Origin of the sequence: Amycolatopsis xylanica (genome assembly GCF_900107045.1) — a bacterium.
In the GTDB taxonomy this organism is placed as follows: domain Bacteria; phylum Actinomycetota; class Actinomycetes; order Mycobacteriales; family Pseudonocardiaceae; genus Amycolatopsis; species Amycolatopsis xylanica.
Genome location: NZ_FNON01000003.1, coordinates 72,885 through 92,579 on the forward strand (window position 1 = coordinate 72,885; position 19,695 = coordinate 92,579).

The 19,695-nt window shown below is 68.8% G+C and carries 18 protein-coding genes; 6 read left to right on the forward strand and 12 right to left on the reverse strand.

Going from position 1 to position 19,695, the window contains the following annotated elements:
- Positions 1 to 20: 20 nt before the first annotated feature.
- From BLV57_RS14125 to BLV57_RS14135, 3 genes are all read right to left on the reverse strand, one after another.
- Positions 21 to 500 (reverse strand): cysteine dioxygenase, encoded by a 480-nt coding sequence (locus BLV57_RS14125; RefSeq protein WP_091289208.1) that lies wholly within the window; start codon positions 498 to 500, stop codon positions 21 to 23.
- 211 nt (positions 501 to 711) lie between these two features.
- A complete protein-coding gene (locus BLV57_RS14130; RefSeq protein WP_091289209.1) occupies positions 712 to 1,731 on the reverse strand; it encodes an NAD(P)H-dependent glycerol-3-phosphate dehydrogenase in 1,020 nt (339 codons plus the stop codon).
- A gap of 2 nt (positions 1,732 to 1,733) precedes the next feature.
- Positions 1,734 to 2,453, reverse strand: a complete 720-nt coding sequence (locus BLV57_RS14135; protein ID WP_091289210.1) for a lysophospholipid acyltransferase family protein — start codon at positions 2,451 to 2,453, stop codon at positions 1,734 to 1,736.
- Between the two features lie 72 nt (positions 2,454 to 2,525).
- On the opposite strand from BLV57_RS14135, the gene cofC reads away from it, so the two are divergent.
- The 3 genes from cofC (at position 2,526) to BLV57_RS14150 (ending at position 6,454) form a co-directional block, all read left to right on the forward strand.
- The gene (cofC, locus tag BLV57_RS14140; RefSeq protein WP_245757316.1) at positions 2,526 to 3,170 is read left to right on the forward strand and encodes a 2-phospho-L-lactate guanylyltransferase; all 645 of its coding nucleotides are present in this window, start codon (positions 2,526 to 2,528) and stop codon (positions 3,168 to 3,170) included.
- 69 nt (positions 3,171 to 3,239) lie between these two features.
- Positions 3,240 to 5,501 (forward strand): RNA degradosome polyphosphate kinase, encoded by a 2,262-nt coding sequence (locus tag BLV57_RS14145; protein ID WP_176968613.1) that lies wholly within the window; start codon positions 3,240 to 3,242, stop codon positions 5,499 to 5,501.
- On the forward strand, positions 5,498 to 6,454 hold the full coding sequence (locus BLV57_RS14150; protein ID WP_091289212.1) for an NUDIX hydrolase: 957 nt from the start codon (positions 5,498 to 5,500) through the stop codon (positions 6,452 to 6,454). Before BLV57_RS14145 ends, BLV57_RS14150 begins: the two co-directional genes overlap by 4 nt.
- A gap of 140 nt (positions 6,455 to 6,594) precedes the next feature.
- On the opposite strand, the gene BLV57_RS14155 is transcribed toward BLV57_RS14150, so the two are convergent.
- The 4 genes from BLV57_RS14155 to leuC all read right to left on the reverse strand — a co-directional run bounded on the left by BLV57_RS14155 (position 6,595) and on the right by leuC (position 12,944).
- Positions 6,595 to 9,390: an AfsR/SARP family transcriptional regulator gene (locus tag BLV57_RS14155; RefSeq protein ID WP_245757317.1), complete on the reverse strand. Its 2,796-nt coding sequence runs from the start codon at positions 9,388 to 9,390 to the stop codon at positions 6,595 to 6,597.
- A 605-nt stretch (positions 9,391 to 9,995) separates the two neighbouring features.
- Complete coding sequence (locus tag BLV57_RS14160) at positions 9,996 to 10,655, reverse strand: HU family DNA-binding protein (RefSeq protein ID WP_091289213.1); 660 nt, start codon at positions 10,653 to 10,655, stop codon at positions 9,996 to 9,998.
- A 253-nt stretch (positions 10,656 to 10,908) separates the two neighbouring features.
- On the reverse strand, positions 10,909 to 11,508 hold the full coding sequence (gene leuD / locus BLV57_RS14165) for a 3-isopropylmalate dehydratase small subunit (protein WP_091289214.1): 600 nt from the start codon (positions 11,506 to 11,508) through the stop codon (positions 10,909 to 10,911).
- Positions 11,509 to 11,522: 14 nt separating this feature from the next.
- Entirely contained in the window at positions 11,523 to 12,944 is a 1,422-nt protein-coding gene (gene leuC / locus BLV57_RS14170) for a 3-isopropylmalate dehydratase large subunit (RefSeq protein WP_091289215.1), read from the reverse strand.
- 127 nt (positions 12,945 to 13,071) lie between these two features.
- Between leuC and BLV57_RS14175 the strand changes: the two genes are divergently transcribed.
- On the forward strand, positions 13,072 to 13,773 hold the full coding sequence (locus tag BLV57_RS14175) for an IclR family transcriptional regulator (RefSeq protein ID WP_176968614.1): 702 nt from the start codon (positions 13,072 to 13,074) through the stop codon (positions 13,771 to 13,773).
- Between the two features lie 72 nt (positions 13,774 to 13,845).
- Here the strand turns inward: BLV57_RS14175 and BLV57_RS14180 are convergent, their stop codons facing one another.
- Positions 13,846 to 14,466, reverse strand: a complete 621-nt coding sequence (locus BLV57_RS14180; RefSeq protein ID WP_091289217.1) for a hypothetical protein — start codon at positions 14,464 to 14,466, stop codon at positions 13,846 to 13,848.
- Positions 14,467 to 14,657: 191 nt separating this feature from the next.
- Between BLV57_RS14180 and BLV57_RS14185 the strand changes: the two genes are divergently transcribed.
- Positions 14,658 to 16,421: an alpha-L-fucosidase gene (locus BLV57_RS14185; RefSeq protein ID WP_245757318.1), complete on the forward strand. Its 1,764-nt coding sequence runs from the start codon at positions 14,658 to 14,660 to the stop codon at positions 16,419 to 16,421.
- Positions 16,422 to 16,486: 65 nt separating this feature from the next.
- Here the strand turns inward: BLV57_RS14185 and BLV57_RS14190 are convergent, their stop codons facing one another.
- The 3 genes from BLV57_RS14190 to BLV57_RS14200 all read right to left on the reverse strand — a co-directional run bounded on the left by BLV57_RS14190 (position 16,487) and on the right by BLV57_RS14200 (position 18,296).
- Entirely contained in the window at positions 16,487 to 17,428 is a 942-nt protein-coding gene (locus BLV57_RS14190) for a TolB-like translocation protein (RefSeq protein ID WP_091289219.1), read from the reverse strand.
- A gap of 78 nt (positions 17,429 to 17,506) precedes the next feature.
- Entirely contained in the window at positions 17,507 to 17,818 is a 312-nt protein-coding gene (locus BLV57_RS14195) for a hypothetical protein (RefSeq protein ID WP_091289220.1), read from the reverse strand.
- 73 nt (positions 17,819 to 17,891) lie between these two features.
- Complete coding sequence (locus BLV57_RS14200) at positions 17,892 to 18,296, reverse strand: SsgA family sporulation/cell division regulator (protein ID WP_091289221.1); 405 nt, start codon at positions 18,294 to 18,296, stop codon at positions 17,892 to 17,894.
- A 222-nt stretch (positions 18,297 to 18,518) separates the two neighbouring features.
- On the opposite strand from BLV57_RS14200, the gene BLV57_RS14205 reads away from it, so the two are divergent.
- The gene (locus BLV57_RS14205) at positions 18,519 to 19,313 is read left to right on the forward strand and encodes an SDR family NAD(P)-dependent oxidoreductase (protein WP_091289222.1); all 795 of its coding nucleotides are present in this window, start codon (positions 18,519 to 18,521) and stop codon (positions 19,311 to 19,313) included.
- Here the strand turns inward: BLV57_RS14205 and BLV57_RS14210 are convergent.
- Positions 19,310 to 19,591, reverse strand: a complete 282-nt coding sequence (locus tag BLV57_RS14210; RefSeq protein ID WP_091289223.1) for a winged helix-turn-helix domain-containing protein — start codon at positions 19,589 to 19,591, stop codon at positions 19,310 to 19,312. The genes BLV57_RS14205 and BLV57_RS14210 overlap by 4 nt on opposite strands.
- Positions 19,592 to 19,695 lie beyond the last annotated feature (104 nt).

Below are 19,695 nucleotides of genomic sequence, written 5' to 3' on the forward strand. Positions count from 1 at the left end.
ACCACTCACGACCCTTGGGGCTAGAGCTGGACGGGGCCGAAGCGGGGGTCCAGGTGGAACGGCCGCATGTCGCGGCCGCCGTCGCGGTAGACGTGGATGCTGATCGCCGGGTCCGGGCCGTCGTTGACGACCTGGTGGACGTAGCCGGGCCCGAAGACGCGGGACTGGCCGGTCACCAGGGCGTGTGACTCGGTGATCGCGCGGCCGCCGGGGGCGCGGCGGGCGACCGTCTCGGTCAGCGCGCCGTCGACCACGGTGAACGCGCCCGAGCTGAAGGCGTGGTCGTGCAGGTCGGTCTGCTGGCCTGGCAGCCAGGACATGAGCCAGATCTCCTCGCGCTCGTCGGCCGAGATGAGCGCGTGGAAGCGCTCGTCGGGGTCGTAGCGCAGGAGGTGGCCCCAGCGCCCGCGGTCGGCCGCGAACTCGAGCGCGACGCGGACCGGGTGACGCAGTGCGGGGTTCTCGGGAACGAGCAGGGTGTTGTCAGGTACGGCGAACATGAGGGGTCCTCGAAAGCGGAAGGTGTCGAACAGGGCCGGGGCTGGGTTCACCGACAACAACGACACAGCGCACACGAAACCGGGCTGGGGTGCTGGGCACCGCGCCTCTCGGTCATTCGTGTCGCGAACATGCCATCAATGGAACCAGCCCCGGCTACTCTCGGTCAACCCATCTCGCAGTTTGGGAGAACCTGGGCTCTTTCGAAGAAACCTACGACCACTCGTGCTTCTGCGAGCGGCCCAGCAGCTCGGCGCCCGCCTTGCGGGGGTCGACGCCCTCGTGGCAGACCCGGTGCATGGCGTCGGTGATCGGCATGTCGACGCCGAGGCTCATCGCCAGCTCCCGGATCGAGGTGCACGACTTCACCCCCTCCGCGACCTGGCCGCCTGCCGCGAGCTGAGCCTGCTCGAGGGTCTCGCCGCGGCCGAGGCGCTCGCCGAAGGTCCGGTTGCGCGACAGCGGCGACGAGCAGGTCGCCACCAGGTCGCCGACGCCGGCGAGCCCGGCGAAGGTGAGCGGGTCCGCCCCGAGCTTCGTGCCGAGGCGGGCCATCTCGGCGAGGCCACGGGTGATCAATGTCGCCATCGTGTTGGTGCCGAGGCCGAGCCCGGCCGCCATCCCGCAGCTGAGCGCGATGACGTTCTTGCAGGCGCCGCCCAGCTCGCAGCCGACCACGTCGGTGTTGGTGTACGGCCGGAAGTACGAGTTGAACGAGGCACGCTGCACCGCGACCGCGCGTTCGTGATCACTGCACGCGACCACCGCGGCCGACGGCTGGCCCTGGGCGATCTCGCGGGCCAGGTTCGGGCCGGAGACCACCACGATCTGCCCGTCGGGGACCTCGGCGATCTCGGCGATGACCTGGCTCATCCGCTTCAGCGTGCCGAGCTCGACGCCCTTCGCGAGGCTCACCAGCACCGAATCGGGCGAGAGCAGGCCCTTCCACGCCGAGAGGTTCGCGCGCAGGCTCTGCGACGGGACCGCCAGCACCACGGCCTGGGCGCCGTCCAGCGCCGCGGCGGGGTCCGCGGTCGCCGTGATCCGCGAAGGCAGCTTCACGTCCGGCAGGTACGAGCCGTTGGTGTGCTCCTGCGCGATCTCCGCGGCCACCGACTCGCGGCGCGCCCAGATGGTGACGTCGCGGCCCGCGTCGCCGAGGACCTTCGCGAAGGCCGTGCCCCACGAGCCCGCCCCGAGCACCGTGATCCGCTGCAAGTCCTTGGCGAACATTCTCAGTCCTCGTCCTTCGCGGGCGGCTGCTCCTGGCGGATCTCGGCCAAGAGCTTGGTGATGTCGTCCATGATCAGTCCGGTGACCTCGCGCAACAGCGTCGCGCTGCGGGTGCGGCCGCCGCGGTAGGCCGACAGGTCGATCGGGTCGCCGACCAGGTGCGTGATGGTCTTGCGCGGGAACGGGGTGAACTTCTTCGTGTACCCGTTGAACACGTGGTTGGTGCCCCACCGCGCGACCGGGATGACCGGGATGTCGTTCTCGAGCGCCATCCTGGCCGCGCCGGTGAACGGCTTGTCGAGCCAGCCGTCTTCGCGCTTGGTGATCGTGCCCTCCGGGTAGACCACCACCAGCTTGCCGTCACGCAGCGCCTGGTGGGCGGCCTTGAGGCTGTCGCCGGCCGCCGCCGAGCCGCGGGAGACAGGGATCTGGCCGGAGCCGGTGAAGATCTTGCCGAAGATCGGCATCCGGGTGAGGCTCTCCTTGCCGAGGAACCGCGGCACCCGCTTGCAGCGGTGCACGAACACCGCGTCGACGACCGGGTCCAGGTGCGAGACGTGGTTCATCACCAGCAGCGCCGGTCCCTCGCGCGGGATCTTCGCCGCGTCGAGGTAGACCCGCTTCGCCACCAAAGCGGTCGCCGGATAGAACAGTGCGGCGGCCAGCCCCACCCAGAAGCCGCCCTTCTCACGCCGAGCCAAGGCTCCTCCTCCTAGATCCATGTGCGAGCAGATTCATGCGAGCACTGGAGAGGATCCTGCACCACGCGCTCTGTATTCGGTAAAGATGGTGGGGTGGCACCTACGGTGGACCTGGTCGTCCCGTTGAAACCGCCCCGCGACGGCAAGTCGCGGCTGCGCGGCGCGCTGACGTCGCCAGGCGACGACGTCCACCACGCGGAACTGGTGCTGGCGCTGGCGCTCGACACGCTCACGGCGGCCACCGCGGCGCCAGGGGTCCGGCGGGTGCTGGTGGTCGCGGCGGATCCGGAAGCGATCGAATCGGTCAAATCACTCAGCGTGGAAATTGTGGCGGAACCGGGCGCGGGTGGTCTCAACGCCGCTTATCAATATGGCGAATCAGTACTGCGCGCCGGTGACCCGAATGTGATCGTCGGCGCACTGCAGGCGGACCTGCCCGCATTGCGGGCGGTCGATCTCGGCGCCGCCATCGCGCTGGCCGGGGGCAGGCGTGCCTTCTCCCCCGACCGCCAGGGCACCGGGACGACGTTCCTCATTTCCGCTCCCGGCCTGCCGCTCGACCCGCTGTTCGGGGTCGGATCCGCAGGCAGGCACGCGAATTCGGGGGCGCTCACGCTCGACGCCCGCCTGTCGCTGCGCAGTGATGTGGACACCGCGGACGATCTTCTCGAAGCGCGCCTGCTGGGTGTCGGGGAACACACGAAGGCGATCTTGGATCGGCACTGTTCACCTTTGTGACACATGTGATTCAGGTGTTCACCCGAGCGTCCAAGACGGTATGCGCATTCGGGCGCGAAGTGGTGAAGAATGGGCCACGTGAGCAACGACGACGGATCGACACCGGTGACCCGCCGTAAGGCCAAACCCCCCGCGGCGAAGCCCGCGACGACCAAGCGCCAGCCGACCGCGAAACCCCGCGCGACCCGCGGAGGCGCGGCCAGCAGGCCGCAGCAGTTCCACGCGGTCCCGTCGGCTCCCCCCGCGGTGACGCCGACCGCGGGCGCGACCGTGGAGACACTGCCCGATGACCGGTACTTCAACCGGGAGCTCTCGTGGCAGGACTTCAACGCGCGCGTGCTGGCGCTGGCCGAGGACGAGTCGCAGGCGCTGCTGGAGCGGGCCAAGTTCCTGGCCATCTTCGCGTCCAATTTGGACGAGTTCTACATGGTGCGGGTGGCCGGGCTGAAACGCCGTGACGAAACCGGCCTCTCGGTGCGCAGCGCGGACGGGCTCACCCCGCGCGAGCAGCTGGCCTACATCGCCAAGCGCAACCAGGACCTGGTGGAGCGGCAGGCCGGCGCCTTCGAACGGCACCTGCGCCCCCAGCTGGCGGAACAGGACATCCGCATCGTCGGATGGTCCGATTTGGACGGTGCCGACCAGCTCCGGCTGTCGAACCTGTTCAGTGAGCAGATCTTCCCGGTGCTCACCCCGCTGGCGGTGGACCCGGCGCACCCGTTCCCCTATATCTCCGGCCTCTCGCTCAACCTCGCGGTCACCGTGCGCGACCCCGAGGGCGGCACCGAGCGGTTCGCCCGCGTCAAGGTGCCGAACAACGTGCCCCGGCTGGTCCGCATCGAGCAGCAGCGCGAGAACCGCACGGCCACCTTCCTCCCGCTCGAAGAGCTGATCGCCGCGCACCTCGGCGAGCTGTTCACCGGCATGGAGGTGACCGAGCACCACGTGTTCCGGGTCACCCGCAACGCCGACTTCGAGGTCGAGGAGGACCGCGACGAGGACCTGCTGCAGGCGCTCGAGCGCGAGCTGGCGCAGCGCCGGTTCGGCCCGCCGGTCCGGCTGGAAGTCGCCTCGGACATGAGCGAGCACATGCTCGAGCTGCTGCTGCGCGAACTCGAGGTCGACCCGCGCGACGTGGTCGAGGTGCCCGGCCTGATCGACCTGACCTGCCTGTTCCAACTGTCCGGAGTGGACCGCAAGGAGCTCAAGGACCCGCCGTTCGTGCCCGCGACGCATCCCGCGTTCGGCGAGCGCGAGACGCCGAAGAGCGTCTTCGCCACGCTGCGCGAGGGCGACGTGCTGGTGCATCACCCGTACGACTCCTTCTCCACCAGCGTGCAGCGCTTCATCGAGCAGGCCGCGGCCGACCCCAAGGTCCTCGCGATCAAGCAGACGCTCTACCGGACCTCGGGTGACTCCCCGATCGTCGACGCGCTGATCGACGCCGCCGAGGCGGGCAAGCAGGTCGTCGCGCTGGTCGAGATCAAGGCCCGCTTCGACGAGCAGGCCAACATCACCTGGGCGCGCACGCTGGAACGCGCGGGCGTGCACGTGGTATACGGCCTCGTCGGGCTGAAGACGCACTGCAAGGTGTCGATGGTCATCCGCCAGGAGGGCTCGACCCTGCGCCGCTACTGCCACATCGGCACCGGCAACTACAACCCGAAGACCGCGCGCCTGTACGAGGACCTGGGCCTGCTGACCGCGGACCCGACCATCGGCGCCGACCTGACCGACCTGTTCAACGTGCTCACCGGCTATTCGCGCCAGGACACCTACCGCAACATCCTCACCTCGCCGCACGGCATCCGCCGCGGCATCGTCCGCAGCATCGGCGAGGAGATCGAGCTCGCCCGCGCCGGGCAGCAGGCCGGTATCCGGCTCAAGTGCAACTCACTCGTCGACGAGCAGGTGATCGACGCGCTGTACCACGCCTCGCAGGCCGGTGTGCCCGTCGACGTGGTGGTGCGCGGGATCTGCGCGCTGAAGCCGGGTGTCGAGGGGCTCAGCGAGAACATCAGGGTGCGCTCGATCCTCGGCCGCTTCCTCGAGCACTCGCGGGTGTTCCACTTCCGCGCCGGTGGCACGCACTGGATCGGCAGCGCGGACATGATGCACCGCAACCTCGACCGCCGGATCGAAGCGCTGGTGCGGGTCAAGGATCCCAAGCTCACCGGGCAGCTGGACGACATGTTCGAGTCCGCGCTCGCGCCGTCGACCCGCTGCTGGGTGCTCGGCGCCACCGGCGAATGGACGCCGTTCCCGACCGACGTGGCGCAGGTCAGGGATCATCAGACGGAACTCGCGAAGAAGCATGGTGCGGCTGGATGAGCTCCCTGATCAGAGCCGCCGGTGCCGTGCTGTGGCGCGACATCGGCGGTGAACTGTCGCTCGCCGTCGTGCACCGGCCCCGCTACGACGACTGGTCGCTGCCGAAGGGCAAGCTCGACTCCGGCGAGACGATCGCCGAAGCCGCGGTCCGCGAGATCGACGAGGAGACCGGGTTCCGCGCGGTGCTCGGCCGGTATCTCGGGCAGATCCGCTATCCGGTGCTCGTCAAGGGCAAGCCGGTGCCGAAGACGGTCGACTACTTCGCGGCCGAGGCCGTCGAAGGCGGGTTCGAGCCCAACGAAGAGGTCGACGAGCTGCGCTGGCTCAGCCTGGCCGACGCGGAGGACATCCTCACCAGGCCTGCCGACGTCGACATCCTCAAGGCGTTCGCCTCCGCGCCCGCCCGGCTGACCACCATGCTGTTCGTGCGGCACGCGAAAGCGGGCAAGCGCAGCGAATGGCGCGGCGACGACGACCTGCGCCCGCTGGCCGACGCCGGGTTCCGGCAGGCCGAAGGGCTGCGCAAGCTCGCGCCGCTGTTCGGCGTCGACCGCGTGCTGGCCGCGCCGAGGCTGCGGTGTGTACAGACTGTCCAGGGTGTCGCCGACGACTTGGCAGTCGACATCCGCCACGAGGTGCTGCTCTCGGAAGAGGGCTACTGGCCCGATCCCGTGCTCGGCGTCGCGCGGCTGCTCGCGATCGCGGGTGATGGCGGGACACCGCTGGTGTCGAGCCAGGGCGGGGTGATCCCGGACGTGGTCAGCACGCTGGCCGATCGCGACGGCGTCGAGCTGACAGCCGCACGGGGCGGTGTCGTGCCGAGCAAAAAGGGCTCGCTGTGGATCTTGTCGTTCAGCGCGCCTTCGGGCAGCAATGGCCCTAAGCTCGTTTCGGCCGACTATTTCCCCAGTCCGCTGCCGACTCCGGACCCCTCGAGGGCCGAAAAACCTTAAGTCGGGATCAAGAACCTTAAAACCAGCTCAAGTGTCAGGCCGCTGACAGCGCACTGACAGCGATCGCTGCTGTACTAGACCGGTCAACGCGTAGAGGTGAGATGCGCCGGTCTAGGGGTGCGGCGCATCTCCCTCCGCGGTCACACCGCTGGTGGCAACGAGGCCAGCAGCGTCAGCAGATCTTCCGTCCGGGGGTCGCCGAGGCGCTGGCACACCGCCAGCGCCTCGGCCCATTTCTCCGCGCCTGCCGTGCGCTCACCGGTCTGGACCAGCACCCGGCCGAGCGTGATCAGAATGTCGATCGTGCCGTAGTCGGCGCCGCCGCCACCCGCGTCGAGTTCCCGTAAGAGTGACAGCGCGCGCTCACATGTCTCGATCGCTTCGTCGTATTTACCGGCGCCCGCCAGTGCTTCGCCGACATTTCCGAGCGAAAGGGCGGCGTGATAGCGGTCGCTGAGCGAGTCGAACGCCTCGGAAGCGCCACGGGCGTGTTCGGCCGCCTCTTCGAACCTTTCCAGCCCGATGCAGTTGGCGCTGATGTTGAGCAGCGCGTGCGCGACGTAGGTCTTCTGCCCGCGTTCGCGCGCGATCAGCACCGATTCGGTGCCGTACCGATACGCCTTCTCGTATTCCTTGCGCTGGTAGTAGGCGCCGGCGAGGTTGCTCAGGATCGCCGCGGTGACCACGCTTCCGCCGCTGTCGGCCGCCGCCTTCCTGCCCTCCTCCAGCGCCTCCAGCGCGCTGTCGGTGCGCGCGGCGCGCAGATACGCGGAGCCGAGGTTGTTGGCCGCGTACTGCAGCCCCAGCAGGTCGCCGGCCTCGCGGACGGACCGGACCGCGACCTCGGCGGAGCCGATCCAGTCATCGATGTCATGACGCTCGGCGAAAAGCCCGCGCAGCAGCCAGGCGAGCTTCCACGACGACGCCGACCAGCCGCGTTGCGCGGCCTCGGAAACCAGCGCGACCAGTGTCGCCCGCTCGGTCACGTACCAGCCGATGGTCTCGGCATGATCGGAGAAACTCATCTTCGGCCCGCTCGAGACCGGCAGCACGACGCCGTCGGCGACCAGGTCGGGGCGCACCAGCTGGTTCGCCTCGGCGAGCGCGCAGAGATACCAGTCGAGCAGCCGCCGCATCGCGACCTCGGACTCGCTCGCGTCGTCCTCCTGCTCGGACAGTTCCGCCGCGTAGACCCGGAGCAGATCGTGGAACTGGTACCGATCGGTGCGCGGCTGGTTGATCAGGTGCGCCGACGCGAGCTGGTCGAGCAGCTCCCGCGCCTCGCGCACGGAACTGCCCGCCAGCACCGCCGCGGCCGGCAAGCCGATGTCCATCGCGGGATGCAGTCCCAGGAGGCGGAACATCCGCGCGGCCGCCGGGCGCAAAGCGTTGTAGGACCATGAGAAGGCCGCACGCAGGTCGGTGCCCGCGTCCTGCGGGTCGCGCAGGGTGTCGAGCCGGACCCGCTGATCCCTGAGCTCGTCGACGATCCCGGCGATCGAAAGCTCCGAGAACCGCGACGCCCGCTCGCCAGCCAGCGCGAGCGCGAGCGGCAGCCGCCCGCACAGTTCCGCGAGCTCCGCGACGGCGTCCGGCTCGGCCTGCAGCCGCTCGTACCCGACGCTGCCCGCGAGCAGCGCGGTCGCGTCGGCCGTGTCGAAGGAGCGCAGCGGCAGGCGGTGCGCGCCCTCGCGCGCGACCAGGCCCCGCAACTGGTTCCGGCTGGTCACGACCACCAGGTTGCCGGATCCGGGCAGCAGCGGGCGAACCTGGTTGGCGTCGTGGGCGTTGTCCAGCAGCATCAGCATCCTGGCTTCGGCCAGCCGGCTGCGGAGCATGGCCGAGCGTTCCTCCACTGTGGAGGGAATGGTCTCGGCGGCCACCCCGACCGCGCGCAGGATCCGCGCGAGCGCGGCGTCCGGGGTCATCGGGGTCGCCGCGGAATGCCCGCGCAGGTCCAGGAACAGCTGCCCGTCCGGGAACTGGTCGCGCACCAGATGCGCCCAGTGCACGGCGAGCGAGGTCTTGCCGACCCCGGCGGTGCCCTCGATCACCGCGATCGCGGTCGAGCGGCCACGCCGGTCGGCCAGGAACCGGTCGAGCTGGGCGAGTTCGGCGTCGCGCCCGGTGAAACTCGCGACGTCGAAGGGAAGCTGGCGCGGCACCTCGGCGACCTGGGGCGCCGGCGCGGGTTCGGAGTCGGTGCTGAGCAGTTCGGCGTGCAGCCGCCGCAGGCGCGCGCCCGGCTCGACGCCGAGTTCGTCGGCGAGCAGCTCGCGCAGCTTCGCGTACCGGGCCAACGCCTCGGCGCGGCGGCCGGAGCGGGCGAGCACCCGGACCAGCCGTTCCCACAACGACTCCCGCAGCGGATGCTGCGCGACCAGATCGGTCAGCTCGGCGGCGAGGTCGGAATCCGGTGCCACGTCGGCGTCGAGGTCGATCCGGCGTTCGACCGCGAACAGGTACCGCTCAGTGAGCAACGGCGCCCAGTCCTCGACGATCACCGCGGATCCGACGCCCTCCAAGGGACTGCCTGCCCACAGCTCGAGCGCCTCGCCCAGCAGCGCGCGCTCCTTGCCCGTGTCCCCCTGCTCGGCGGCGGAGTCCAGCAGCCGGAGGAAGCGCAGCGCGTCCACGACGGACGGATCGATGGCGAGCCGGTAGCCGTCCTGCTCGGTGACGACCGCCTCGTCGCCCAGATGCTTGCGCAGCCGCATCACATAGGTCTGCAGGCTGCCGCGAATCCGTTCGGGTGGCTCCTCACCCCAGACCGCCCGCGCGAGCGCGTCGATCGAAACCAGGCGCCCCGCGGAAAGTGCCAGCGTGGCCAGCAGCGCACGCTGCCTGCTGCTCGTGAGCGGGAGTGACTTGCCGCCGACGCTCACGGTGAACGGGCCTAGAAGCCGGATGTCGATGGCGCTCGCTCCTCCCCTCACTCAGGATCTGCTCCACCATAGTCGGGTCGGGGCTCCCCAAACGAACGGTAGGGCACTCCTGCCCGATGGCGGACAAACCTTGTCAGCGCGGTCGTTGGGTCGACGTCCCCATGCCGGCCGCGGTAACCCCTTTAGGCCTTTGAGAGCTTTCGCGCGGGTGGGCCTTGGGCTTCCGGGAGCCTGTATGAAGGCTCCCTTCATACAGAGCGCGTCGTATGAGGGCTCCCCTCATCCGGCCCTGCTGGATGAAGGCTCCCTCCATACAGCCCAGGTAGATGAAGGCTCCCTTCATACGCCCCAGGTAGATGAAGGCTCCCCCCATACAGCCCCCTCGTATGAGGGCTCCCTTCATCACGCTCTGCTGGATGAAGGCTCCCTTCATACGGCCCGGGTTGGATGAAGGCTCCCCTCATCAAGCTCCCGCTGTATGAAGGCTCCCTTCATCCACACCAACGCGAGGCGGAGCCAAGGGCTGGAGCGAAGGCCGGGCGCGGAGGCCGGGCAAGGGCGCGAGTGCCCCGAAACGAACGGTAGGGCCCCACGTGGCGTGGGGCCCTACCGAAGAAGTTCGCCCTGATTAGTTGCAGAGCCTTACTTCTTTGTCGTTACTTCTTCTTGGCCGCGGCGGTGGTCTTCTTCGCCGGGGCCTTGCGGGCCGTGGTCGCCTTCGGAGCGGCCTTGGTGGCGGCCGGCTTCTTCGCGGCGGTGGCCTTGGCGGCCGGCTTCGCGGCGGCCTTCGGTGCTGCCTTGGCGGCGGTGGCCTTGGCGGCGGGCTTCGCGGCAGCCGTCTTCGTGGCGGTGGCGCGAGTGCGCGTGGTGGCAGCCTTGGGGGCGGCCGCGGCGGCGCGGGTGGTGCGAGTGGTGGTGCTGCGGGTCGCGGTCGGGCGGCTGGCGGTCGCCTTGGCAGCGGTGGTCCGCGTGGTCGCGGCGGCGCGCGTCGTGGTGGACGCGGTGGCGCGCTTGACGACCGTGGCCTTCGGCAGCTTCTTGGTGCCGCTCACCACGTCCTTGAAGGTCGTGCCGGCGCGGAAGGCGGGCACGTTGGTCTTCTTCACGCGGACGGTCTCACCGGTACGCGGGTTCCGGGCGGTACGGGCAGCGCGGGCACGCTTCTCGAACACACCGAAGCCGGTGATGTTCACCTTCTCGCCCTTGTTGACCGTGCGGATGATGATGTCGACAAGACCGTCGACAGCCTCAGAAGCAACCTTCTTGTCGCCCAGACGCTCCGAAAGCGCCTCGATCAGCTGGGCCTTGTTGGCCATTCCAGTCCTCCAAGCGGAACTACTTCTCACGGCCCCGATGGCCGACTTAGCGCACACGGTATTACCAATGCAGCACAAATTCCAAACGGCACGCGGAAATTTTCCCTTATTTGGGGTGGGTTCCGCCTCTTGAGGGACCCTCGCGGGGGCCTCAGGAGTGCCGTTTGGCGGGTTTTCGGGGGTGCTGAGCAGGTCCTCAGGGGACCTGAGATGGGGGCGGGATTCCCTTGCTGAGCAGGGAATCCCTGCCCCGTCAGGCCTCGATTGCCGTGGTCAGAGGCTTCCAGGAGGGCCGAGCGGCCTCAAATTTGTCGATCTCCGCGGCGTGTCGGAGTGTCAGGGCGATGTCGTCGAGCCCTTCGAGGAGCCGCCAGCGGGTGTAGTCGTCGATCTGGAGGGGCGCGGTGAAGTCCTTGGCCCGCACGGTCTTCGCCTGGAGGTCCACCGAGACCTCCGTGCCGGGCTCGTTCTCGAGGATCTTCCACAGCAGCTCGACGTCCTGCTGCGCCACTTCGGCGGCCAGCAGGCCCTGCTTGCCCGAGTTCCCACGGAAGATGTCCGCGAACCGTGAGGAGATCACGACCCGGAAGCCGTAGTTCATGAGCGCCCAGACGGCGTGCTCACGCGAGGATCCGGTGCCGAAGTCCGGTCCGGCGACCAGCACGCTGCCCGCCTTGAAGGGCTCCTGGTTGAGGATGAAGTCCTCGTCAGAGCGCCAAGCGGCGAACAGGCCGTCCTCGAAACCCGTGCGGCTGACGCGCTTGAGGTAGACGGCCGGGATGATCTGGTCAGTGTCCACGTTGGACCGGCGCAGCGGGACACCGACGCCCGTGTGGGTGGTGAACGGTTCCATGGATCGATGGCTCCTTACAGGTCGTCGGGCGAGGACAGGGTGCCGCGGATGGCCGTCGCGGCCGCCACGAGCGGCGAGACGAGGTGAGTCCGGCCACCCTTGCCCTGCCTGCCCTCGAAGTTGCGGTTGGAGGTCGAGGCGCTGCGCTCGCCCGGCTTGAGCTGATCGGGGTTCATCCCGAGGCACATCGAGCAGCCCGCCTGCCGCCACTCGGCGCCAGCGTCGGTGAAGACCTTGTTGAGCCCCTCGGCTTCCGCCGCCTGGCGGACCCGCATCGAGCCGGGCACCACCAGCATCCGCACCGAGGAGGCCACCTTGTGGCCCTGCAGGACGCTCGCGGCGGCACGCAGGTCCTCGATCCGGCCGTTGGTGCACGAGCCGAGGAAGACCGTGTCCACGGCGATCTCACGCAGCGGCGTGCCCGCCTTCAGGTCCATATAGGACAGCGCCTTCTCCGCGGCGATCCGCTCGTTCTCGTCGGCGATCTGCTCGGGGTCGGGAACGCTGGCCGAGAGCGGAAGTCCCTGGCCAGGGTTGGTCCCCCAGGTGACGAACGGGGTCAGCTCGCTCGCGTCGAGATCGACTTCGACGTCGAAAACGGCGTCGTCGTCGGTGCGCAGCCCGCGCCAGTTCTCGACCGCCGCGTCCCAGTCCGCGCCCTTCGGCGCGTGCGGCCGATCCTTGAGGTACTCGAAGGTAACGTCGTCCGGCGCGATCAGCCCGGCGCGCGCGCCCGCCTCGATCGACATGTTGCAGACGGTCATCCGGGCTTCCATCGACAGGTTCTCGATGGCCTCGCCGCGGTACTCCAGCACGTAACCCTGCCCGCCGCCGGTGCCGATCTTGGCGATGACCGCCAGGATGATGTCCTTCGCCGTCACGCCGGGGCGCAGCGTGCCCTCGACGTTGATCGCCATCGTCTTGAATGGACGGAGCGGCAGCGTCTGGGTGGCCATCACGTGCTCGACCTCGGAGGTGCCGATGCCGAAGGCCATCGCGCCGAACGCGCCGTGCGTGGAGGTGTGGGAGTCGCCGCACACCACGGTCATCCCCGGCTGGGTCAGGCCGAGCTGCGGGCCGATGACGTGCACGATGCCCTGCTCGAGGTCGCCCATCGGGTGCAGCCGGACGCCGAACTCCTTGCAGTTGCGGCGAAGGGTGTCGACCTGGGTGCGCGAAACCGGGTCGGCGATGGGAAGTTCGATGTCGATCGTCGGGACGTTGTGGTCCTCGGTGGCGATCGTGAGGTCCGGCCGCCGCAGCCGCCGCCCGGCCAGGCGCAGTCCGTCGAACGCCTGCGGGCTGGTGACTTCGTGCAGCAGGTGCAGATCGATGTAGATCAGGTCCGGTTCGGCACCTTCGCCTTTGCGCACGAGGTGCGAATCCCACACTTTTTCCGCCAACGTGCGGCCCTGTGTGGTGGTGGACTCGGTCATCAGGGCTCCTCCCAATGAGGGTGGGCCGGGTGGAACTCGGGGGCTTTGTCTTCGTGGCTCAGCCGCGCGGGAGTCCGTTTGTCCCAGCATCTGGACTTCCCAAACTTCGGGAAGATAGTATCGCGTCGTGGGACAGCATAGCGGTATCGGAGTACTGGACAAGGCAGTGGCCGTTCTCCAGGCGGTGGCCGAAGATCCATGCGGACTGGCCGAACTGTGCACGCGGACGGGCCTGCCCCGTGCCACGGCGCACCGGCTCGCGGTGGGCCTGGAGGTGCACCGATTACTGCGCCGAGGGCCCGACGGGCGCTGGCGCCCGGGCACCGCGCTGGCCGAGCTGGCCGGCGGATCGACCGATCCGCTGCTCGACGCGGCGGGCTCGGTGCTGCCCAAACTCCGGGACATCACCGGCGAAAGCGTCCAGCTGTACCGCCGCGACGGCGTGCAGCGCGTCTGCGTCTCGACGGCCGAGCCGCCGAGTGGTCTTCGCGACACCGTGCCGATCGGCTCGCGGCTCCCGATGACAGCTGGCTCCGGCGCGAAGGTGCTCGCCGCATGGTCGGATCCGCACACCCAGCGCACGATCCTCAACGACGCCGTCTACGGCGAGCGCACGCTGCTCGAGGTCCGGCGCCGCGGCTGGGCGCAGAGCGTCGCCGAGCGCGAGCCGGGTGTGGCGTCCGTCTCAGCGCCGGTAAGGGATTCCTCGGGCACCGTGGTGGCGGCGGTCTCGGTTTCCGGCCCCATCGAACGGATCGGCCGCAAACCGGGCGCGCGCTGGGCGGCGGACCTGCTCGCCGCCGCCGACGCGCTCCAAGAACGCCTCTAGGACTCGCGATTTAGCGGGCTTTATCCCGGGCGCTTTCCCGGGATAAAGCCCGCTAAATCCCCCAGGACCCGGTCATGAGTCTCCCTGGACCGCGAGGCGCTCGTCGATGTCGGGGATCCAGAAGCACAGCTCCAGTGTCTTGATCGACGCCCAGTGGCCCATCTTCCGGCCCTGCGCCACGAGTGAGACCGATCCCACAGCGAGCAGCAGCAGCGAAACCACGGCCAGCACCGGTTTCGACCCGGTGAAGATCTCCACGAACGCGACGAGCGCGCCCAGCAGCAGCGGCGGCGCCGAGTTCCGCAGCATCAGGCCGGAGGCACGCAACCGGGTCACTTCGACCGCGACGTCCTTGTCGTGCAGCTGGATCACCGAGAGCAGCAGATGCGGGTCGGCCTCGACGTAGGCGCGGTCGCGGGCTTCGGGGTTCCGGCGCAGGAACTCCTGGCGGGGACGGCGGTCGCGGCGGCGGGTGACCAGGCGGTTGATCGCCGCGCCCAGCGGATAACCCAGGTACCCCAGCAGATGGGTGACCAGCACGAGCGCGATCACCAGCAGCACAACGGGTGCCCGCCCGGCCGCCGCCGGGTCGATCCAGTCGAACCTGGCGCCGACGTAGCCGAACAGGCCGAGGTACAGCGCGCCGGGGATGGTGTAGGTAAACAGGTCGAAGACACCGATGGCGAAGTTCACCCGCCCATCCAAGGGGTCCACGGGCCCGCGGGGCAACCATCGGTCGCGTTCCGCTCACCGAGGCATGACTGTCCACTGTGGAGTATTCTTCGACATACATCCCATCTATCAGGACATCAGGCAGGCATTTTCCGGTATTTTCCGTCTTTTGGAGGTGTTTACATCCGATGTCTGCTGCCTACCGTGGCAGCATGCTGCGGACCATCGTGATCGCTGTCATCTCGGCACTCCTCTCCCCCGCGCCGGTGGCGGCGGCGCCGGGGCCCGGCACGAACTACGCCGTCGACGACGCGTTCACCTCGCCGCGCACGGCCTGGTGGCGCGACGCGAAGTTCGGCATGTTCGTCCACTTCGGCGACTACTCCGGCTGGGGCGGCGAATACCGGCGCCCGGACGGCACGATCTGCCGGGACGCCGAGTGGATCCGGCTGCGCTGCGAGATCCCGTGGCCCGAGTACGAGGCGGCGGCGAAGAAGTTCAACCCGGCCAAGTTCGACGCGGGCGCCATCGTGAAGCTGGCCAAGGACGCCGGGCAGAAGTACCTGGTGGTCACGTCGAAGCACCACGACGGCTACGCGATGTGGCCCACCAAGGTCAACAAGTGGAACCTGCGCGACACCTCGGCCTTCGACCCGAACCGCGACATCCTCGCCGAACTCAAGCAGGCGGCGGACGCGGCCGGGCTCAAGTTCGGGCTGTACTACTCGATCAACGACTGGCACACCACCGGCACCGCCGACAACTACGCGCAATACAAGAAGGACATGCATGCCCAGCTCAAGGAGCTGATGACCGCCTACCACCCGGATCTGATGTGGTTCGACGGCCAGGGCCAGCCGTGGTGGTCGCTCGCCGACGGCGAGGAACTCCAGTCCTACCTGCACGGGCTGAACCCGAACCTGATCATCAACGACCGGGTCACCAAGAGCAGGGGCATCGTCGACGGCGACTACGAAACCCCCGAGCGCCAGGCGAACATCCCGGCCGCGCCGATCGCGGCCGTGCCCTGGGAATCCTGTGTCACCACCAGCGACCGCTGGGGCTGGGCCCGGTACGACACGAACTTCAAGTCCTCCAGCGTGCTGACGCGGTATCTGCTCGACATCGTCGGGCGGGACGGCGATTTCCTGCTCAACGTCGGCCCCGACGACACCGGTGTCATCCCGAAGGGCGCGCAGGACAGCCTGCGCGGTGTCGGCCAGTGGCTGCGCGCCAATGAGAATTCCCAGGCGGTGTACGGCGCCACTTACACCGGGCTGGTGGCCGACCCGGCTTGGGGCGCGGTGAGCCGCAAGGGTGACAAGCTGTACCTGTCGGTCTACGACTGGCCCGACGTCGGCAAGCTGCATCTGTCCACTCTGGACAAGTTCGGCATCACCGGCGCCCGGGTGCTCGGCAGCGACCAGGCCGTCGGCTGGGCCGCGGCGGGCGACGGCTTCGACCTCACCCCGTCGGGCGCGGCGACCGGCCCGATCGCGACGGTCATCGAACTGACGATCACCACCCCGGCGGCCGTACCGGGCTCCGGCACCGGGTTGAAGGCCCAGTATTGGAAGAACACGACCTTCAGCGGCACGCCGGAGGTGACCCGGGTCGAGCCGGCGCTGAACTTCGCCTGGCGCACCAAGGGTTCACCGGCGCCGTCCATCCCCGCCGACGGTTTCTCCGCCCGCTACACCGGCTTCGTGCAGCCGCAGTTCACCGGCGAGCACACTTTTCTGACCGTGTCCGACGAGACCGTGCGGGTGTGGGTCGACGGCAAGCTCGTCATCGACAACGCCACCCCGCACGGCCCGGCGGTGAACAAGGCCGCGGTCACCTTGCAGGCCGGGAAGAAGTACTCGATCAGGGTCGACTACACCGAGAGCACCGGCGAGGCCTATCTGAAGCTCTTGTGGGCCAACCCCAACCGCAAGCAGCGCGTCATCCCGGCCGCGCAGCTCTACCCGGCCTAGCGGGATAAAGCGGGCTTTATCCCGGGTGCTTTCCCCGGGATAAAGCCCGCTTTATCCCGGTCCGCCTAGCGCGGAGCGGCGATGCGCCACAACGAGGTGGCCGACTCGCCGGGTTCCTTGGTCGACTCGAAGGCGATCCACTGACCGTCCGGTGACCAGCTCGGTGCGCCGTTGTACCAACTGCCCGCGTTGGTGACGCGCACCGGCTGGCCGCCGCTCGCGGCGATCACGAAGATCTGCGAGCGCGCGGTGCCAGCGCGGTCCGACGAGAACACCACGCGGCTGCCGTCGGGCGACCAGCTGGCGTCCGTGTCTTCACCGACCGGCTGGGTCAAATCCGCGACCGCGCCCGCGGGCGTGACGGTCTTGAGGCTCCAGTTGCCGGTGCCTTCTTTCCGCGACTGGAACACGATCTTGTCGCCGCGCGGCGACCAGTTGGGCTCACGATTGTCGGTGTGGGTGTTCGGCCCGTCGACGAGGCGAGTGAGACCCGTGCCGTTGGTGCGGACCTTCCAGATGCTGCCGAGCGCGCCGGGGCCGCTCTGGTTCAGGTTCTCCTGGAAGACGATCCACGCACCGTCCGGCGAGAAGCTCGGCTCGGTGAAGCCGCGCGGGCCCTGGTGATCGGTGACCTGACTCGGCTTGCCGCCCGGCGCCATCACCCAGATCTCGTCGAGGTCGGTCTCGTCGTAGGAGAAGGTGATGAGGTTCGCCGGGCCGTTCCAGGCGGCGCCGGGGAGGTTGACCGCGCTCTGGTCACCCTTCTGGAAGAGCTTGGTCGCCTGGCCCGCGGTGAGCGTGTAGAGGCCGGCGGGGCCGTCGTTGTAGCCACGCGGGAACTGGGTGAACAACACCGTTTTGCCGTCGGGCGAGTAGGCCGCGTTCTGCCCGCTGGCCGGGGCGACCGGCCGGAAGAGGAGTTCGGCGCCATCGGCGCGGGTCTCGGCGGCGGCCGTGCCCGGCACGGCCAGTAGCAGCGCGGCGATCGGCAGCAAAGTCTTCAGCATGCCGCCATCGTGTGCCCGGCGCCGTCCCGGCGGCCCGGGAAATGTGCCCGGGCGGGCCGGGATTGTCACCCGGGTGACTCAGGAGGCGAAGCGGAAACGGACTTCGGCGCCGTACCAAGCGCCTTCGTCACCCGATCGGGCCTGCTGATAGTGCCACGTCGGGTGATTGGAGCTGGCGAGCGCGGGGCGGCACCGACAGGGGGTGGCGCACCACCAGCCGGGATGGATCACGCGGATCCGCACCAGGCCGGGCTGGCGGTCGTGGATCGCGGCCGCCGCCCTGGTCACGATCTCTTCGAGGCTGGCGCCGTGCACCAGCAGCTGACCGTGCGCCTCCAGGTGATGGGAGACCCATTCCACGAGTTCGAGAGTGGCGGCCGATTCCTTCATGCCGTGAAGACGTGGCGGCCGTACTGGCGTGACGCGGATCACCTCAAGAATCCACTGTGGATTCTCCGGGTCCTCAGACCAGCTTGCTCAGCTCCAGGTCGAAGTCGAAGCAGGCCTGCTCCTCGCCGGGCGCGACGACCTCGTACGTGCGGTTGACGAACGCCGCCAGCTGATCGGCGGGTGCTTCCAGCACCGCCGAGCCGCCCGGGGTGTTCAGCTCGACCAGCACGAGCGCGGGATGCGTCGCGGGCCGGACGATCACGTCACCCTCGCCGGCGGGCGCGAGCAGGCCGTCGGCGAGCAGGTCACGCCCGAACATCCAGCGCACGGTGCCGCGCCCGGTATGAAAGCCGATGAAGACCGCGTACGGATCCGCCGGGTCGTACCTGAGGTCGGCCTGGACCGGCCGCGGCCGGGCGCCGAACGTCCGGAACCCGAAGGTGATCGTCGCTTCGACCACGTCGCGCATGTTCTCCATATCCATCCCCCAGCTAGGTAAGTCGGTGAGATCCCCCTCTCGATTTATAACACGCGGTGACCGCCGTCGAATCTTCAGAAAACGTCATTCACACGAAGGGCTGAGCGCTGCGGTGTCATAGGGCACAAAACGTGAGAAATTAAGCTGGATCAAGATCAAGAACGTGAACGCGCTGGCCAGAGATTCACGTCCCGCGCAACGACTCCGGGAGGCTTCACCCGAATGCGACTCGATCTCAGCGGAAAGACGGCATTGGTCACCGGCTCGACCCAAGGAATCGGAACAGCGATCGCGAAAGGCCTCGCCGCCGCCGGAGCGAAAGTGGCGATCAACGGCCGCCGCGCCGCAGGTGTCGACGACGCGATCACCCGTTTGCGCGCCGAACTCCCCGAAGCCACACTCATCGCGGCCCCCGGCGACGTCTCCACCGACGAAGGCACCGCCCAAGTCCTCGAAGCGGTCCCCGACGCCGACATCCTGATCAACAACCTCGGCATCTTCGGCGCGAAGGACCCACTCGAGATCACCGACGACGAATGGCGCCGCTACTTCGAGGTCAACGTGCTCGCCGCCGTCCGCCTCACCCGCGCGTACCTGCCGGGCATGACCGCACGCGGCTGGGGCCGCGTCCAGTACATCGCCAGCGACTCCGCGGTCGTCATCCCGGCCGAGATGATCCACTACGGCGTGTCCAAGACGGCGGTGCTCGGCGTCTCACGCGGCTTCGCCAAGGCCGCCACGGGCACGGGCGTGACGGTCAACGCGGTTATCGCGGGCCCGACGCACACCGGCGGCGTCGAGGACTTCGTCTACGAGCTGGTCGACAAGGACCTGCCGTGGGACGAGGCGCAGCGCGAGTTCATGCGCCTGCACCGGCCGCAGTCGTTGCTGCAGCGCCTGATCGAGCCGGAGGAGATCGCGAACATGGTCGTCTACCTCAGCTCACCCCAGGCCTCCGCGACCACGGGCGGCGCGCTGCGGGTCGACGGCGGCTACGTCGACGCGATCCTTCCCTAGCCTTCGATGATGTAGCCGCCCGCGGGCGCCGTGCCGATGATGATCGGCGGGCCGAGCTTGCGGCGCAGCTGCGCGATCACGGCGTCGACCTCCGCGGACTCCGAGAGTTCATCCCAGCAGCACTCGACGAACTCGGCGTGCGACACCGCCTGCCCGGCCCGCACGACGAGCAGCTCCAGCACGGCGAACTCGGCCGCGGCCAGGTACAGCATGACCCCGCCTCGGCGCACGCGCTTGCGTGCGGTGTCCAGATCGAGGTCACCGATGCGCACCAGCATGATCCCGACTCTAGGGGTCGTGAGTGTTTTGGCCGGTTAGAACCGGCCGGAACACTCACGACCCCAGGGTTGGACTCGGCTTTGAGCTGGCGTGCGCGGGCTTG

Bases quoted from the DNA above. Each gene is read 5' to 3' on its own strand.
- BLV57_RS14160 (WP_091289213.1), bottom strand. From the start codon at position 10,655: ATGGCCAACAAGGCCCAGCTGATCGAGGCGCTTTCGGAGCGTCTGGGC.
- leuC (WP_091289215.1), bottom strand. From the start codon at position 12,944: ATGACCGAGTCCACCACCACACAGGGCCGCACGTTGGCGGAAAAAGTG.
- BLV57_RS14200 (WP_091289221.1), bottom strand. From the start codon at position 18,296: ATGGAGAACATGCGCGACGTGGTCGAAGCGACGATCACCTTCGGGTTC.
- BLV57_RS14125 (WP_091289208.1), bottom strand. From the start codon at position 500: ATGTTCGCCGTACCTGACAACACCCTGCTCGTTCCCGAGAACCCCGCA.
- BLV57_RS14185 (WP_245757318.1), top strand. From the start codon at position 14,658: ATGCTGCGGACCATCGTGATCGCTGTCATCTCGGCACTCCTCTCCCCC.
- BLV57_RS14190 (WP_091289219.1), bottom strand. From the start codon at position 17,428: ATGCTGAAGACTTTGCTGCCGATCGCCGCGCTGCTACTGGCCGTGCCG.
- BLV57_RS14205 (WP_091289222.1), top strand. From the start codon at position 18,519: ATGCGACTCGATCTCAGCGGAAAGACGGCATTGGTCACCGGCTCGACC.
- BLV57_RS14145 (WP_176968613.1), top strand. From the start codon at position 3,240: ATGGGCCACGTGAGCAACGACGACGGATCGACACCGGTGACCCGCCGT.
- BLV57_RS14150 (WP_091289212.1), top strand. From the start codon at position 5,498: ATGAGCTCCCTGATCAGAGCCGCCGGTGCCGTGCTGTGGCGCGACATC.
- BLV57_RS14210 (WP_091289223.1), bottom strand. From the start codon at position 19,591: ATGCTGGTGCGCATCGGTGACCTCGATCTGGACACCGCACGCAAGCGC.
- BLV57_RS14130 (WP_091289209.1), bottom strand. From the start codon at position 1,731: ATGTTCGCCAAGGACTTGCAGCGGATCACGGTGCTCGGGGCGGGCTCG.
- BLV57_RS14195 (WP_091289220.1), bottom strand. From the start codon at position 17,818: ATGAAGGAATCGGCCGCCACTCTCGAACTCGTGGAATGGGTCTCCCAT.
- BLV57_RS14135 (WP_091289210.1), bottom strand. From the start codon at position 2,453: ATGGATCTAGGAGGAGGAGCCTTGGCTCGGCGTGAGAAGGGCGGCTTC.
- leuD (WP_091289214.1), bottom strand. From the start codon at position 11,508: ATGGAACCGTTCACCACCCACACGGGCGTCGGTGTCCCGCTGCGCCGG.